18 protein-coding genes are annotated in these 15,819 nt (G+C 64.3%); 8 read left to right on the plus strand and 10 right to left on the minus strand.

All coding sequences use genetic code 11. From position 1 onward, the window contains the following. Positions 1–6: 6 nt before the first annotated feature. Positions 7–1,227, plus strand: coding sequence for an alanine--tRNA ligase-related protein (locus BLR34_RS06420; RefSeq protein WP_092700849.1), 1,221 nt, complete (start codon positions 7–9; stop codon positions 1,225–1,227). Between the two features lie 100 nt (positions 1,228–1,327). On the opposite strand, the gene mptA is transcribed toward BLR34_RS06420, so the two are convergent. Both mptA and BLR34_RS06430 read right to left on the minus strand, forming a co-directional pair. Next, positions 1,328–2,260: a GTP cyclohydrolase MptA gene (gene mptA, locus BLR34_RS06425; RefSeq protein ID WP_092700852.1), complete on the minus strand. Its 933-nt coding sequence runs from the start codon at positions 2,258–2,260 to the stop codon at positions 1,328–1,330. Between the two features lie 76 nt (positions 2,261–2,336). Beyond that, a complete protein-coding gene (locus tag BLR34_RS06430) occupies positions 2,337–2,933 on the minus strand; it encodes a HalX domain-containing protein (protein WP_092700855.1) in 597 nt (198 codons plus the stop codon). Between the two features lie 143 nt (positions 2,934–3,076). Between BLR34_RS06430 and BLR34_RS06435 the strand changes: the two genes are divergently transcribed. Further along, positions 3,077–4,081, plus strand: coding sequence for an alpha/beta fold hydrolase (locus tag BLR34_RS06435; protein ID WP_092700858.1), 1,005 nt, complete (start codon positions 3,077–3,079; stop codon positions 4,079–4,081). A 45-nt stretch (positions 4,082–4,126) separates the two neighbouring features. Next, positions 4,127–4,801, plus strand: coding sequence for an HAD family hydrolase (locus BLR34_RS06440; protein ID WP_092700861.1), 675 nt, complete (start codon positions 4,127–4,129; stop codon positions 4,799–4,801). On the opposite strand, the gene BLR34_RS06445 is transcribed toward BLR34_RS06440, so the two are convergent. Then, on the minus strand, positions 4,802–5,284 hold the full coding sequence (locus BLR34_RS06445; RefSeq protein WP_092700864.1) for an Lrp/AsnC family transcriptional regulator: 483 nt from the start codon (positions 5,282–5,284) through the stop codon (positions 4,802–4,804). 160 nt (positions 5,285–5,444) lie between these two features. Here BLR34_RS06445 and BLR34_RS06450 point away from each other — a divergent pair, with 160 nt between their 5' ends. Next, entirely contained in the window at positions 5,445–6,401 is a 957-nt protein-coding gene (locus BLR34_RS06450; RefSeq protein WP_092700867.1) for a DMT family transporter, read from the plus strand. Between the two features lie 60 nt (positions 6,402–6,461). Beyond that, positions 6,462–7,022 (plus strand): hypothetical protein, encoded by a 561-nt coding sequence (locus tag BLR34_RS06455; protein WP_092700870.1) that lies wholly within the window; start codon positions 6,462–6,464, stop codon positions 7,020–7,022. Positions 7,023–7,027: 5 nt separating this feature from the next. Here the strand turns inward: BLR34_RS06455 and BLR34_RS06460 are convergent, their stop codons facing one another. Further along, positions 7,028–8,020, minus strand: a complete 993-nt coding sequence (locus tag BLR34_RS06460; protein ID WP_092700873.1) for a radical SAM protein — start codon at positions 8,018–8,020, stop codon at positions 7,028–7,030. 139 nt (positions 8,021–8,159) lie between these two features. Between BLR34_RS06460 and BLR34_RS06465 the strand changes: the two genes are divergently transcribed. From BLR34_RS06465 to BLR34_RS06475, 3 genes are all read left to right on the plus strand, one after another. Next, complete coding sequence (locus BLR34_RS06465; protein WP_092700876.1) at positions 8,160–9,527, plus strand: sodium-dependent transporter; 1,368 nt, start codon at positions 8,160–8,162, stop codon at positions 9,525–9,527. Positions 9,528–9,616: 89 nt separating this feature from the next. Beyond that, positions 9,617–10,573 carry a winged helix-turn-helix domain-containing protein gene (locus BLR34_RS06470; protein WP_092700879.1) on the plus strand — a complete coding sequence of 319 codons (957 nt, stop codon included), beginning with the start codon at positions 9,617–9,619 and terminating at the stop codon, positions 10,571–10,573. A 57-nt stretch (positions 10,574–10,630) separates the two neighbouring features. Continuing rightward, positions 10,631–10,870 (plus strand): DUF8151 family protein, encoded by a 240-nt coding sequence (locus BLR34_RS06475; protein ID WP_092700882.1) that lies wholly within the window; start codon positions 10,631–10,633, stop codon positions 10,868–10,870. Positions 10,871–10,894: 24 nt separating this feature from the next. Here BLR34_RS06475 and BLR34_RS06480 read toward each other — a convergent pair whose 3' ends face one another. From BLR34_RS06480 to BLR34_RS06505, 6 genes are all read right to left on the minus strand, one after another. Further along, complete coding sequence (locus tag BLR34_RS06480) at positions 10,895–11,605, minus strand: archaeal proteasome endopeptidase complex subunit alpha (protein ID WP_092700885.1); 711 nt, start codon at positions 11,603–11,605, stop codon at positions 10,895–10,897. Continuing rightward, positions 11,605–12,288, minus strand: coding sequence for an Ntn hydrolase family protein (locus BLR34_RS06485; protein ID WP_092700888.1), 684 nt, complete (start codon positions 12,286–12,288; stop codon positions 11,605–11,607). The genes BLR34_RS06480 and BLR34_RS06485 overlap by 1 nt, the downstream gene beginning before the upstream one ends. 175 nt (positions 12,289–12,463) lie before the next feature. Further along, positions 12,464–13,447 carry an isocitrate/isopropylmalate dehydrogenase family protein gene (locus BLR34_RS06490; RefSeq protein ID WP_092700891.1) on the minus strand — a complete coding sequence of 328 codons (984 nt, stop codon included), beginning with the start codon at positions 13,445–13,447 and terminating at the stop codon, positions 12,464–12,466. Further along, positions 13,444–14,061: a 3-isopropylmalate dehydratase small subunit gene (leuD, locus tag BLR34_RS06495; protein WP_092700894.1), complete on the minus strand. Its 618-nt coding sequence runs from the start codon at positions 14,059–14,061 to the stop codon at positions 13,444–13,446. Before leuD ends, BLR34_RS06490 begins: the two co-directional genes overlap by 4 nt. Beyond that, the gene (leuC, locus tag BLR34_RS06500; protein WP_092700897.1) at positions 14,058–15,500 is read right to left on the minus strand and encodes a 3-isopropylmalate dehydratase large subunit; all 1,443 of its coding nucleotides are present in this window, start codon (positions 15,498–15,500) and stop codon (positions 14,058–14,060) included. Before leuC ends, leuD begins: the two co-directional genes overlap by 4 nt. Next, positions 15,497–15,802, minus strand: a complete 306-nt coding sequence (locus BLR34_RS06505) for a DUF7989 family protein (RefSeq protein WP_092700900.1) — start codon at positions 15,800–15,802, stop codon at positions 15,497–15,499. The genes leuC and BLR34_RS06505 overlap by 4 nt, the downstream gene beginning before the upstream one ends. Positions 15,803–15,819 lie beyond the last annotated feature (17 nt).

A 15,819-nucleotide genomic window follows, 5' to 3' on the forward strand; every position in this document is an offset into this window, starting at 1 on the left:
CGGAACATGACCGGTACGAAGGCCCCGACTGGGCCGTACACGACACGATTCGAGGCGGTCGTCGAACAGGTCAGCGACCGAGCGGTCGTTCTCGACGAAACCTACTTCTACGCAGAGGGAGGCGGACAGCCTGCCGACCGCGGGACACTCGCGGGCTACGAGGTGACAGACGTACAGCACGCGGACGACGGTGTCGTACACACGCTGGCCGAGACGCCGGACGTGACGGCTGGCGAGGCCGTCGCCGGCTGTATCGACGAGTCGTTTCGGCGGTACTGCATGCGGGCGCACACAGCCAGTCACGTCGTCTACGGTGCTGGCCGCCGGTTACTCGACGACTTCGGCTACGGCGGGTTCGACATCTCGCCCGAAAAGGTGCGCGTCGATTTCACGACGACGACAGACATCGACGACGGAGTGTTGCTCGAACTGGAGCGACTGGTAAACCAGGCCGTCTGGGAGTCACGGCCGGTTTCCTGGGAGACACGGCCGACTGCAGACGCACTCGAACTGGCCGAAATCGCGTTCAACACCAAGACAGAGGAGGGTATCGACGGCGAGACGGTCCGCGTCGTGACCGTCGGTGGCACCGACGGCAACGGCGACCCCTGGGACGTGGCCGCCTGTGGCGGCACGCACGTCGAGAACACACGAGAGATTGGACCCGTGACGGTTCTGGAGCGGTCGAATCCGGGGGAGGGGATGACACGCGTCGAGTTCGCTGTCGGTCGGCCGGCAATCGAGCGGCGTATCGAGGAGAAAGCAGCCGCGTTCGAGGCGGCCGCCGCTGCCGAGACGAACATCGCTACGCTCCCGGAGCATGTCCAGAGCCTGCACTCTGACATTGCAGCACTCGAATCAGAGCAGGCGAAACTCAGGGAGCAACTCGCAAAACGCCGCATCGACGAGCTTCGAGACGAGGTAGTCGAGCGCGACGGCGGGGCGTGGCTGGCCGGGACAGTCGAGGAGATGGGACCGAACGACCTCAGCGAGACGGCCGCCGAGATGGCCGGTGAGGCCGCCGATGTCGTCGCGCTGGCCGGACGCGACGGCCGAACGTTCGTGGCAGTTGCCGCCGCCGACGGATTTGACGCCGGTGCTATCGTCGAGGACGTAACAGACGAGTTCGGCGGTGGCGGCGGCGGCAGCGCCGATACGGCACAGGGTGGCGGTATCGATGCCGCGCCAGAGAGGGTCGTCGCATCGCTCCGCGAGAGTAGCGACTAGCCATCACAGACACGACTACGACGGCAGGACGAGTCGAGCCACCACACACCGTAGAGTTCGTGTCTCCGCGACGCCAGCGTGAGTCAGCAGGGCCGCGTCGTCACTCCTCGCCGTTCAGCTCGCCTTTCAGCTGGCCGAACTCGGCGACGCGCTCGGCGTGGGCGTTGTGCTGGTGGATGGACTCGTCGTTTGACTGTTTCATCGTCACGACGGCCTCGTCAGGCAGGTCCGGGAACTCCGTGACAACGCCTTCGGCCATCGAACGAACGCAGTCCTCGACGAACTTCGCGTCGCTGTGTGCGTCGTAGGTCATGTGGTCCTCGTCGGGCCGTTTGGCGAGGTTGTAGATGCGCGCGCTCATCGAGTCCCGAGCCACGTCGATGAGGTCGCGCAGGTCGACCTCCGGCGCCCCCGGGCTCTCGATAGTGACCGTCGCGTGGCCGCGCTGTGAGTGGCCCGGCTGGGGCACCTCGTCGAGGAACTGCTCGACCGTCTCGTCATCGACGCCCAGGGCATCGAGCGTCTCGCGGGCGCGGCTGGCAGACATCCCTTGCGAGCAGGGACAGACCGTCATACCGGTGACAGTGACACCGATTTTCTCGGTCGTCCCCTCCTCGGTCGCGGTCGCTGCCGCGGTGACATCCGCAGAGTGCTGTGTCTCTCGGTCTGTCGCCGGCGTCTCCTCGCGGACGATGTACTCGGCTTCCATCTGCACCTCGGTTTTCGTCGTGTACTCGTGTTTGTCGAGCAGTCGCTCGGCAACGTCGCCACAAACATCCTCGATACGGTAGGTCGGTTCACTGACCGCATCTTCGAGCGTCTCGTCGACAACCTCCATGTTCCGGCTCATGTCAGCCCCCTTCCGCCAGGACGGCAAGTCGACGTAGACGTCGAACTCCGCCATGAGAACGATAGGACGCTTCTCGGGCCGCGCGACTTTCACGAGCTTCTCGACACCCGTGACGCCAACCCGATTCAGCCCGACAGTAACGTCGGGACTGTCGGCTTGTACGTCCGGTAATTGTTGACTCATCGGGCCGGCCTAGGGAAAAGGGTAGGTTAGTGCTTTCGGTACCGGGGAAACAGACGAGAGCGGTCGCTTGGGGGCGCTACTCCTCGGGCGGGTCGAGCAGTGATTCGTCGTTCAGGTCACGGAACGCGGCCTCGAAGTCCTCGTCGTCGAAGGTAGAAATCGTCTCGTCGAGGTCGTCCTGAATCGAGTCCATCTTCGCTTCGAGGTCGTCGAACGCCTCGCTTTCGGCCAGTTCGGACTCGGGTTTGTTCGCGACCAGCGTCGCGTGTTTGGCGGTCAGTGCGTAGTAGCGTCGCAGGCGCTCCTCGTACTCGGAACAGGTGAGCAGACGCTCGATAGTCTCGAAGAGGTCGTCGCGCGAGACGGGCTTGATGACGTAGTCGTCGAACGGCATCTCGATGATATCGAAGTCGGGGTCGACTGCGGTCACCATCGCTACCCGAACGTGTAGGTCTCGCTCCCTGATTTTTTCGAGCACTTCGTCTCCCGAGATACCTGGCATCCGACGGTCGAGCAAGACGATATCGACCGCGTCGTCCATCTTATCGAGTGCCTCCTGGCCGCCGTACGCCGTCGAGACGATGTACTCCCCCTGGAGTTGTGCCGCATACGCGTCCGCCACGTCCGGCTCGTCGTCCACGACGAGCACTGTCGCAGGCTCGGAGCTACTCATTCGTTTCCGTCTAGAGACGACTGGATGCAAAAGGTTTCCGGGTGGTTCTCTGACAGGTCGACGCTGTGGCTCTCTGGGCGGCGGCTTTTTCCTGCTGGCGGCCAAACCGCTGTCCATCGGCAAACAGAGATGTACACCAGCGTATGACTGAGGACATCCCGGGCGAGCGACACGACAGAAAAACAACGCGTCATCCCGCGGACCCGCCCAACTGGCACCACGAAACCGCCTACGTCAACGACATCGAAATTCACTACGTGACCGTCGCGCCAGCACCCGGTACGGTCGACCACCCGACAGGGACTGCCCCGCTGGTGGTCCTCCTGCACGGGTTTCCCGAGTGTTGGTACACCTGGCATCGCCAGCTCGACACGCTCGCCGATGCCGGCTATCGCGTCGTCGCACCGGATCTGCGGGGGTACAACCGCTCGTCGACACCGGCTGGTGTCCCCAGCTACCAGATGGACGAACTCGTCGCCGACGTGCGCGGCCTCGTCGAACACCGTAACGCGGCCCAGACAGCAGTTATCGGGCACGACTGGGGTGGCCTCATCGGCTGGGAGTGTGCCATGCGCGAACCCGAGATGGTCAGCCAGCTTGCCGTCCTCAACGCGCCCCATCCCGACCTGTACCGGCGTCGGCTCCTCCAGTCGCCGAGCCAGCTCGTTCGCTCGTCGTACGTCGGCGCCCTCCAGCTTCCGTGGCTCCCCGAGCGGCTGTTCGAAGCCGACGGCTACCGGCTCGTCGAGCTCTCCATCGAGGGTCTGGCGGCCGCAGATGCCTTCTCGACCGAAGACGTCGACCGGTTCCGGGCCGCGCTGGAGCGCAGCGACGCGCCGTCTGGCCCGCTCAACTACTACCGCGCGATTGCACGCGATACGCTCTCCGAGGGACTGTCGTCGCTGCTCCGGGGTGAACGACCGTCACCGCGACAGGTCGACGTGCCGACGCTCGTACTCTGGGGAGAGCAAGACCCTGTACTCGGGAGCGCCCTTACTGATGGGCTCGACGCGGTCGTCGACGACCTTCGTGTCAGTCGGTTTCACGAGAGTAGTCACTGGCCACACGCCGCCCAACCACAGCAGGTGGCCGACGAGCTACGGCGATTTCTCGCCCGCTCGTCCCGGCCCACGCGAGACGGCGACTGACACGATTCCGTCTTCCTTTTGTAGCTCAGGTGATGAAATCGAGCCATGCCAGCCATCGAGACCGTTGTCTTCGACCTCGATACGACGCTCTGTGAGAACACCCAGAGCGACGAGGAGATTCACGAGGCTGTGTTTTCCCGCGCCGGCGTGGAGCCACAGTTCACCGTCGAGGCCGTCCGGAACGTCGACCCGGCAGAGATTCCGACCGTCGAATCGGACCAGGCGTTTTACGAGCAACTCTACCGCGCTGTGTCTGGTGGGCTCACAGACGAGCAGTATCGCAGGCTCGCCGAAACGACGGTGGCTGTCGTCGACGAAACTGACGTAGAGTTCCGAGCAGGGGCACGCGAGGGGCTGGAGTACGCCCGCGAGCAGTACGACAGCCTCGGCATGCTGACCTACGGCGACCCCGAAACGCAGCGGGCGAAACTCGACCGGCTGGGTATCGCCGACCTGTTCGACGCGGTCGTCGTCTGCGGGCCGAAGACGGACATTGCGGGCAAGCCTGACCCCGAAGCGTTTCAGGCAGTGCTTGACAGACTGGAGGCAGTCCCGGAGACGAGCATCTACATCGGCGACTCGCTGCAGGGAGATATCGGTGGGGCGAACAACGTCGGGATGCAGTCGGCCTGGGTCCCCGGCGAAACGCCGCCCGCAGACCCCGACCCCGAACCCACACACGTGCTGGAGTCGCCGGCAGAGGTCCGGGAGATTCTGTGACTACTCGGCGAGTTCCTCGACGAGTGTTTCTGCTGTGTACTGCTGGAGCGGGTAGTGACTGTCTAGTTCGCGGGAAATCACGAATGTCGAGTTGGTTCGGGAAACATCTTCGAGCGCCTCGAAATCAGAGATGAGTCGCTCGACGCTCTCACTGCTCGGAAGACGCGCAAGCGCCATGAAGTCAGTTTCACCCATCGTGAAAAACACCTTCGTCACCCCCTCGATATCGGCGATTTTCGGGCCGCTCTTCCGGTGATTCTGTTCGTTTTTCGTGAACACCTCGACTAAGACCGTGATATCGAGGCCGAGTTCGTCGAGGTCGATGTCCAGACGGTCGTTCGTGATAACGCCAGCCTCTCTGAGGTTGTTGAGACGGTAGTGAACGGTCGATATCGGAATCCCCGTCGCCTCGCTCACCGCGTCGGTGCTCGTCGTCTCAAGTTCTTCGATTGATTTCAGTATCTGGATGTCTTTCTCGTCCATACAGTCGTATATTCCGCATCAGTTGAAATAGATTCGGCATTGACGCTATATATTGGTAGCAAGTCGAACCTGATTTGAAATACGCAGCGTCTCGAAGAAAGACTGCCGTAGTAGTCACGCTATTTCAACACCAGCCCATAATTGAATTACTTTCGAATAAATGTCTGTAACAACGAAGCGGTTTCAACTGCCGGCCGCGCTCGTCCTCGTCGGTGTCGGTCTCCTCTGGGGGGCGGCGTTCCCGGCAATCGACGTGGTCGTCGACGAGGTTCCCCCGCTTGGCGCTGCTGGATTTCGGTACGCCGTCGCGGGCGGTATCGTGCTTGCGTACGCGGCCGTGGTGACAGACCAACTCCTCCCACGTGACCGGGACGAACTTCTCGGTATCGCGGTCGTCGGCGCGTTCATGTTCGGCGGCTATCAGGGCGCGCTGTTCGTCGGTACGCAGTACGTCTCAGGTGCTGTGGCCGCAGTCGTCGTGACGATGTCGCCAATAGTCGCGGCGGTCATTGCGGTCCCGCTGCTGGGTGAGTCTCGCGGGCTACTCGACGCCTGCGGGTTCGTACTCGGTCTCGCCGGGGTCGCTGTCATCGCACAGCCCTCCCCGGGCTCGGGTGTTCTCTCGACGACGGTCGTCGGTGTGGGGCTCGTCTTCGTGGGGACCGCCATGTTCGCTGTCGGGTCGGTGACTATCCAGCTTGCCGAGGGCGGGCTTCCCCTCGAAGCGTTACAGGGGTGGGCGATGGTCGTCGGTGCCGGGCTGTTGTTCTGTGGCTCGGTGTTGAGTGGCGAATCGATGCCTGCCCCGACCGCGCTCTCGCCAGCAGCGGTCGGCTCGCTGCTGTATATCACCCTCGGCGCCGGCGCGGGCGGCTACCTGCTGTATTTCGGGTTGGTCCGCCGTGTCGGGGCGACCGAGACGACGCTCGTGGCCTACCTCGAACCCGTGTTCGCGACGCTCGTCTCGATTCTGTTCCTGGGACACGCGCTCGCTGTCACGACTGTCGTCGGCTTTCTCGCCGTTGCGACGGGGTTCGCACTGGTCAGCCGCGAGATGGTCGCCGACGCGCTCACAGACGGTTTCCCGGGAGGTGACTGGTTGACCGACACACCGTGAGTCGAAAGCCAGGGCAGTAACATCAGAAACTACTTTCGGAGACCGGCCAGAGACGGCAGTATGTCTCCGCCCCCCAAGACACGTGATGTCGGCAGACGACAGTTCCTCCGTATCGCGGCAGCCAGCAGCCTCGGGGCCGTCGTCGCGACGGCCGGTTGCATGGACAGCGACGACGCCTCGGCAGACGACCCCGTCGAAGCCGTCGATTCGTACTTCCAGGCCCTCGCAGACGGCGAGCGCGAGCGGGCGAACCAGTACGCACACGAAGACGGCGACTACAGTATCGGCGAGAACCCCGCGAAACAGTTCGAGGTCGCGCTCGCGGCCGACGAGATTTCCCTCGCTGGCCCCGAGGAGGTCGACCTCGAAACCGCGGTGGCGAACAAGTACGGCGACGCGGACGCCGAGAGCGAGGTCGTCCAGACCGCAATCGAACAAGAACGGGAGGCAATCGACACCCTCCAAAAAGAACACGACTTCGAGGCCCACGCCTACGTCCGCCACGAGGCTACGGCCGAGGGGCTGTCGTTCAATCCGACTGTTCTACTGTTCGAGACCGGAGACGGCTGGCAGCTCTGGTCACAGCCGACGATTCCCCCGATGCAGGTCACAGATTCCTGAGTCGCTCAGGCGAGCGGCGTCCGCTCGACGACCGTCCCGTCGACGGTCGGGTACTGCTCGACGATTTCGCCTTCCTCGATGTCGCCTTCTTCGAGCATCTCTTCGAGGAGCCACCACGCCAACTCGACGTGGCTCGATTTGACAGCGTAGTAGTCGGCCGGGACCCCGAGCTCGTCCAGTCGCTCGGCGCTGACCCAGGCCTTGCCGTAGACGATGGTGCCGTCTTCGGTCACCTCGTCGAAGGGTCGCCGGACGTTCTGGGCCATCCGTTTCATCCGGTTGCGGTGCTGGGCGGCGTCTTTGAACACAGAGGTACAGAAGTAGACCTTCTCGTGGTCGCCCATCACGTCGAGGATTTCGTGGCTTCCCTCGACGGCGCTCATGTGGCCCTCTTTGCGCTCGAAGCCTTCCTCTTGCATCCGCCGGAAGTTCCCCTGACTCATCTCGAACTCGTTGATGTTACAGTAGTCGGCTGCCCCTTCGTCGAGGAACTCGAGGAACTCCTCCTCGGCGCGAATCCCCGGAATCTCGAAGGCAGGGGTGAGACCTTCCTCACGGGCGATGTAGAGGATATCTTCCCACTCGGTGCCGTGGAGGTCGCCCCACTGTTCGAGGGGCGGGTGGAAGCGAATCTCGTCGAGACCGGCCTCTGCTAGGCGGCGCATATTCTCGCGGCCCCCGGTGATGCCGGTGTAGAGGTGGGTGTGGTGGTCCTCGCCGAACTCGTCTTTGAGTAGGCTGAGATAGTGACAGGTGCGGTCGAGCACTTCCTGTGGCTCACCGCCAGTTATCGAGGTGCCGAGCGCGTCCATCCGTTTGGCCTCGGCGATGACGTCCTCGTCGGATTCGACTTTCCGCTCGTTGGCGTAGATATCGGTCACGTTCTTGCGGTTCTCGCCGAGCGGACAGTAAAAACAGTCGCGCTGGTCACAGTAGCCGTAGACAAACATGACCATCTTGCCCCCTTCTGCACACTGTTCACAGCCCTTCGATATCATTCGAACAGTTCTATTCGGTGAAGCATCAAAAGCTGTGCGATACGCACGCTTGGGCAAGGCGAGCCGTGAGTTTCGCTGACAGCCACCACATGAGAACGAAACTTCAGCTATTTATTACTCGGTCGTTGAAGACGGGCGTATGTCACAGGATAGCTCAGAGCGTGAAGAGTGGTCGACGCGTGTCGCATTCATTCTCGCGGCAGTCGGGAGCGCCGTCGGGCTCGGAAACATCTGGCGGTTCCCGTTTATTACCGGCGAAAACGGCGGTGCGGGCTTTCTGCTCGTCTACCTCGTCTTTATCGTCGTCGTCGGTTTCCCGGCGATTCTCGTCGAGTTCGTCATCGGTCGTCACACCGAGCGGAATCCGGTCGGTGCGATGCAGGAAATCGGCCGCGGTGCCTGGCAGTACGTCGGCTGGGTGTTCGTGGTAGCGACCTTCGTCATCATGTCCTACTACAGCGTCATCGCGGGGTGGACTATCCGCTACACGGTGCTCGGTCTGCAAGACGGCTATATGGCCGACATCGACGCGGCCGCCAGCCAGTTCGGCCAGCTCTCCTCTGGCCTCGAAGCGATGGCGTTGCACGGCCTCTTTCTGGTCGGCATCGTCGCTATCGTTGGCCTCGGTATCCGCCAGGGTATCGAGCTCGCTGTGAAGCTGATGGTGCCAGCGATTATCGCCATCGTGCTCGGTCTCGCGGCCTGGGCGTCGACGCTGTCGGGTGCAAGTGAGGGGTACTCCTTCTACCTCGAACCGGATTTCGGCCGCATCGCCGCCCAGTGGACCACGATTTTGCCGGACGCGGCCGGACAGGCCTTCTTTACGCTCTCGCTCGGGTTCGGTATCATGATAACGTATGCCTCCTACATCGACGAAGACCGAAACCTCGCCGAAGACGGCGCGATTATCATCGGCTTCGACACGGCGATTGCCGTCCTCGTCGGTCTCATCGTCTTCCCGATTCTGTTCACCGCCGGCGTCGACCCCGGCGAACCCGGGCCGGGCGCGATTTTCGTCAGCCTGTCGGCGGCGTTCGGTGACCTCTCGCTTGGCTGGCTCGCCGGCACCGTCTTCTTCGGGACGGTCATCATCGCCGCCCTGTCGAGTGCTATCAGCCTCACCGAAGTCGTCGTCTCGTATGCCGTCGACGAGCACGGGATGGACCGCCTCCGTGCGACGGTGTTCGTCTGTGCGGCGCTGTTCGTCCTCGGATTGGCGCCCGCCTACGACATCGTGCTTCTCTCCCTGTACGACGGGCTGATGAACGGCATCCTGCTGTTGCTCGGCGGGTTGCTCATCTCGGTGTACGTCTCCTGGCTCTGGTCGGGGCCGGCCGTCGAAGAACTGGGAGCGGGTATCGGCGACCTCGGACCGCTCGGACCGACCTGGATATGGCTGGTGCGGGTGCCCGTCGTCATCGTCATCGTCGTCTCGCTGTGGCTGGGTATCGTCGACTACGTCGACTTCCTCACCGGCGACTTCGCCGACTGGCTGTCGGACCTGTAGCTCGGGCGAGCGATTCTACTGCTATCGTTCGCCAATCAACAGTTGCGTGAGCCAACAGAACCTTATCGTTTCGAGACTAACAGCGGGTAATGAACCCCGCGACACCTGCAGACGGCCTCGGCCAGACCGCAGGCGGCGACACCGTCGACGCGGCGACGGGGACGACGCCAGCAGCGGCCTTCCAGCAACTCGGCAACGAGACGCGAGTCGATATCGTCCGTCGCCTCCACGTCGAGGGGCCGTGCTCGTTTTCGGCGCTGTTCGAGGGGAGCGAGAGCGACTCCTCTGCCGGATTCGCGTACCACCTCCGGGAACTCGACCAGTTCGTGCGCCAGCGTGACGACGAGCGCTGGGAGTTGACTAGTGCCGGCCGAGCGGCCGCACGCGCTGTCGCGTCCGGGCAGTTCACGACCAGCGTCGAACCCGAGTCCGTCTCGCTCGAAACGGCCTGCCCGCTCTGTCGGGACGGTGCCCTGACGCTGTCGGTGTCTGACGGCGTCGCGGACGTGACCTGCAGCGGGTGCGAGCAGTCGGTCACGCGCCTCTCGTTTCCCACAGGTGCCGAGATTCGAGATGCGACAGACCTACCGGCGGCACTCGACAGCTATCACCGCAACCGTATCCGGTCGTTCGTCGAGGGCGTCTGCCCGGACTGTGGGGGTCCCGTCGAACTGACGCCGGAATCGCCCGACGACGGCTCGGCTATCCAGTTTTCGTGTGACTGCTCGCGGTGCCGGGCGAGTGTCGACTGTCCGGCCACGCTCTCGGTCATCGACCACCCCGCTGTCGTCTCATTCTACGACGACCACGGACAGGACGTGACCGAGCGGCCGCTCTGGAACGTCGGCCCGGAGTGGCGCGAGCGTCTCCTCTCGACGGAGCCCTGGTGTCTCCTCGTGAGTACACGGCTGGACGAGGAGGTCCTCGAGCTGTATCTCCGTCGTGACGGCACCGTCCACGACCACCGCCGCCGTCCCGTCAGCGGTGCCACGCAACGAGAATCCGGCGAGAAGGCGAGCGACCTCGGTGACGACGCAGCGGCCTAACGCCCGTCGACGGCGCAGCCAACAGAGTTATAATCGTCAGTGCTGCTATCTCGGTGCATGTACGAGGAAGCACTGGAACTGATTGTCCCCATCGCCGTGACGGCGGTGTACACCGGGGCAGTCTCGCTGTTTGCCGGGCTCGGATTCCTGTTCGAGTACAAGAGCCTCCTGTTTCTGAGCGGCGGTGAGACGTTCATCGGGCTCTGGGCCGCTATCGTCGGCCTCATCGCGCTCAACGCGTCCTATCACGTCTTACAGGACAAACTGGCCGGTTCGGTCACCGGAATCGGCGGCTGAGTACCGCAAGGACGGTCGGCTACCTCACAGCTCTGTCTCTTCGAGGAGGTCCCTCCGCTGGCCCTCGTCGAAGGTGGTCAAGCCGTCTTCCCGAGCGACCGCAACGTCAAGCGACTCTGTCGATAGCTCCCGCTCGTCGCCGGAAAGCGCCCGGAGCGCGAGCCGGAGCGCCGTATGCTCGTCCAGTTGCTGTTCGTACTCGGCTTCGAGAGCCTCTCTGATAGCGTCGCTCTCGTGGCCGATAGCTGTCGCCCGCCACTCGGTAGGCGTCCCCGAGGGGTCGACATCGTAGAGCCGCGGCCGGTCGACGACGCCGCCGACGAGGAGGGCCGCACCGAACGGCCGCGTCCCGCCGACCTGTGTCGACTCCTGGACGAAGTCGGCGAGGGCTTTCGCCGTGGCTTCGACGCCGGGCTGTTCGTCGTACCGGAGCCGTTCCTGGTGGGCGAACTGACGACCCTGTTCGACGAGGCGACGGCCGTCGGCGACGTGGCCCGCGGTGGCGATACCGAGTTGGCCGTCGATATCTCGAAGCTTCTCGATGCTCTCGGGGACCACGAGCGGCGAGCGCGCCGACCCGTAGGAAGCGAAAACGACGCTCTCGGCGGCGGTGATTCCGACTGTCGGACCTCCGCGGGCGACGGCCTCGCGGGCGTACTCGACCTGATAGAGGCGGCCGTCCGGCGAGAAGATAGTGCTCCCGCGGTCGTAGGCCTGCTGGTTGTTCGGCTCCATCAGTTCTCACCTCCCGGGGCCTCCATCTCGATGCCGTCGGCAGTAATCCGCGCGACGGTCACGCCGTTGCCGCTTGCGGTGTCACGCTCGCTCGCCGCCTCGACCGCGTCGATAGCAACCTCGGTCGCTTCTCCGACCGACAGTCCCTCGCTCATCCGGCCTTCGAGCAGGCCGTAGGCGGTCTGGAGGCCGCTACCACCTGCGGCGTAGCTGTCTTCGATGACGCTCCCGCCGCCGTCGAGTTCGTAGACGTGGCCGCCGTCGTCGTCGACGCCCGCGAGCAACGGCTGGGCGGGCAACCCGCGGACGAGATGACCCGCGGTCTGTGCGAGTGCGCCCATGCTCATGGGCTCGCCCCGCCGTGTCCGGTAGAGACTCGCCTCCGCCCGGAGGGACTGGATGAGTTGCTGTGCCGGGCCGACGCTGCCCGAAATTGCCATCGCTGCGGTCGGGTGGACCTTTGATATCTTGCGGACGTTCTTGCTCGCGGTGAACCGCCCGCCCAGACTCATCCGCCTGTCGGCGGCCATCACCACACCCTCGGCCGCACTCAGGGCGACGATGGTGGTCCCCGTCTCGTATGTCGGCCCCGTCGACTCCGGCGCCTCGACAGGGTCTGGTCGTCCGTCGAGTGTCACCTCGCTGCGCTCGGTGAATGTGTCTGAACCGCTTCTGTCGTACATTACAACCGTGCTAAGGGCGATGGGAGGAAATATATTATCTAAAATATATTTTAGCAGCACCGCTGACGCGAACTCATAGTGATTATTGCGGTGATTTTCGTGACCACGTCCCAGGCATCATCGTGTAAAATCCGTCTGACGTTGTCACAGCGGTACAGACTCGCAATAAGCACTATCAGGGCAGACGGCCAACGACTGCATCGCGAATCTGACCGGTCGAGGCGGTCCCGCCGAGGTCGGGCGTTCGAGGCCCGTCGGCGAGGACACCCTCGACGGCTTCGCGGACCTGATTTGCCTCGGCGTGATGACCGAGATATTCGAGCAACAGCGCGGCCGAGAGCATCGTCGCCGCAGGGTTGGCGACGCCGTCGCCGGCGATATCCGGGGCGGTTCCGTGCACGGGCTCGAACAGGGCGTTCTCGTCGCCGATGTTGGCCGATGGGAGCATCCCGAGTCCACCGACGAGTCCGGCGGCGAGGTCCGAGAGGACATCGCCCGCGAGGTTCGGGCAGACGACGACACCATACGCCTCGGAGTTCATTACGAGTTCCATCGCCAGCGCGTCCATGAGTTCGGCGTCGTAGGCGGCCCCGCGGCGCTGGCTCACCCGCTCGACGGCATCGAGAAAGAGCCCGTCGGTCGCTGTCATGACGTTCGCCTTGTGGGCGACGGTGACCCGGTCGTAGCCGTTGCGCTCGGCGTACGCAAAGCCGAAGTCGGCGATGGCTTCGGAGGCCTCGTCGGTCACGACGCGGGTCAGCGTTCGCACGCCGGCTGTGATTTCGCTCTCGATGCCCGAGTAGACGCCCTCCGTGTTCTCGCGGATGAAGACCAGATCGGTCTCGGGCGCAAGGGCGTCGGTGCCCGGATACGCGCGTACTGGTCGCACGTTCGCGTAGGAGCCGACGACCGACCGCAGCGGGAGAATTACGTCGGCGGCGGTCTCTCCTGCCGCGCCAAACAGCGTCGCGTCCGCGTCGGCGACCGTCTTGCGGGTCTCCTCGGGCAGCGCCTCGCCGCGCTCGGCTTTCGTGGCGTCGCCGGCCTCGGCGTGAACGAACTCGATTGACGCGTCGGCGGCGTCGAGTACGTCGACGGCGGCGGGGACGACCTCTCGGCCGATGCCGTCGCCGGGGACCACGGCGACCTCGTGGGTCACGGCTGCCCTCCGTCGACGTAGGGGAGGTCGGTGGCCGTCGCGTCGATTGCCGCCTGGTTCGAGCGCATGAGCGCGGTCGTATCCCAGATGCCATCGACCAGTGCCGTCCGCTGGCCCTCGCCGACGGTGGCGTCAACGGTATTATCGCTGTATGTCACTGTCTCGGCCTCGATATCGACCGTCACCTCCTCGTCTGGATTTCCGTCGACCCACTCCTGGAGGGCCGTAATCTCCTCGGCGCTCGCGGTCACGGTCGGAATCCCGAGCGAGAGGCAGTTTCCGGCGAATATTTCGGCGAAGCTCTCGCCGACGATGGCGTCGATTCCCCAGCGCATCAGCGCCTGGGGGGCGTGCTCTCGCGAGGAGCCACAGCCGAAGTTGGCGTTGACGACCAGTACGTTCGCGTCCTCGTGGCGGGGGCGGTTCATCGGGTGGTCGGTCGGCTCGTCGGCCTCGTCGTAGCGCTGGTCGAAAAAGGCAAACTGACCGAGCCCCTCGAAGCTGACGACCTTCAGGAACCGGGCCGGGATAATCTGGTCGGTGTCGATGTCGTTTCCGCGAATCGGGACGGCCGTCCCCGAGACGCGAGTCACCGACGGAACGCCGTCGCTCACACCGACACCCCCGGCTGTGAGCCCGGCGTCCCCGTCGGCGGCAGGTCGCGCACGTCGGTCACCTCGCCAGCGACGGCCGCGGCGGCGACCATCGAGGGGTTCATCAGGACGGTTCGGCCCGCCGAGCTACCCTGGCGGCCGACGAAGTTCCGGTTCGACGAGGAAGCACAGACCTCGTCGCCGACCAGCTGGTCGTCGTTCATCGCGAGACACATCGAACAGCCGGGTTCGCGCCACTCGAAGCCGGCCTCGACGAACGTCTCGCGGAGCCCTTCGGCCTCGGCGGCGGTGCTGACGCGCTGGCTGCCGGGCACCACGAGTGCGCGCACGCTGTCGTGGACCGTTCGACCATCGAGGACGCTGGCTGCCCGCCGGAGGTCCGGCAACCGCGCGTTGGTACACGACCCCAGAAAGGCCACGTCGACCGGGTACCCCTCCATCGTCTCGCCGGGTTCGACGCCCATGTGCGCCTGTGCGTCGCGCGCCCGCTGTCGTTTGTCTTCCGGGAGCGATGAGGGCTCGGGTACCGGGTCGGTGATACCGACGCCCTGCTCGGGTGTCGTCCCCCAGGTCACCATCGGTTCCAGAGCGGTCCCGTCGACGGTGACAACGTCGTCGTAGTCGGCGTCGGCATCACTTCGGACCGACTCCCAGTACGGGCGGAGCCGCTCGAACTCCCCGGGGTTGTCCTCGAAGTAGTCGGTCGATTCGAGCCACGCGTAGGTGGTCTCGTCGGGGTTGACATAGCCTGCCCGTGCGCCGCCCTCGATAGACATGTTACAGAGACTCATCCGGCCGGCCATATCCAGCGCCTCGATTGCCTCGCCGCCGTACTCGTAGACGTAGCCGACGCCGCCGTCGGTGCCCAGCCGGCGGATGATTCCGAGGATGACGTCTTTCGCGGTGACGCCCTCGCCGAGTTCGCCGGTCACCTCGATGTGTCGGACAGCCTTCTTTTCCATCGCCACAGTTCCAGTGGCGAGCACGTCCCGAATCTGGGAGGTGCCGATGCCGAACGCGAGCGCGCCGAAGGCACCGTGTGTCGCGGTGTGTGAGTCGCCACAGACGATGGTCTTGCCGGGCTGTGTCAGCCCCTGCTCTGGGCCGACGACGTGGACGATACCCTGGTCGCCGGTCGTCGGGTCGAGCAACTCGATACCTGCCTCCGCGGCGTTTTGCTCCAGGGACTGCATCATCTCCTCGGCCGCGTCGTCGTAGGGACGAGTCCGGTCGTCGGTCGGGACGATGTGGTCGACGGTGCCGAGTGTTAACTCCGGACGAGCGACGTCCATCTCTCGTTCGGCGAGCATCGAGAACGCCTGCGGGCTCGTCACTTCGTGGATGAGGTGGAGGCCGACGAACAGTTGGTCTTGCCCGTTCGGGAGCGTTGTCACGCGATGGGCGTCCCAGACCTTATCGTACAGCGTCCCCTCGCTCATTTGTCTACGTCAGTCTCCGCGCCGCGCTCGAAGGTCCGGTTCGGGCCATCGACCGGCGGCGTGTGGTCTATCTCTTTCATCGTCTGGCTGAACTCGTCGTCAGCGTCTGTCTCTCTATCGCTCGTTTGTTGGCCGCCGTCGGGGCGGGCGGTTTTCCCCTCGTTCGCCCGCTCGAAGACCCGCCGCGTCCCCTCGACCGGTGGGGCGTGGTCCATCTCTTTCATCTTCATCGGCTCGCCGTCGTCTCGGGTTGGTTTGCGCACGGTTTCTCTGTCGTCGGTCGTGTCGTTCGTGTCTGTCATTGGTGTGGTCGTCGTGT

Origin of the sequence: Halovenus aranensis (assembly GCF_900100385.1) — an archaeon.
In the GTDB taxonomy this organism is placed as follows: domain Archaea; phylum Halobacteriota; class Halobacteria; order Halobacteriales; family Haloarculaceae; genus Halovenus; species Halovenus aranensis.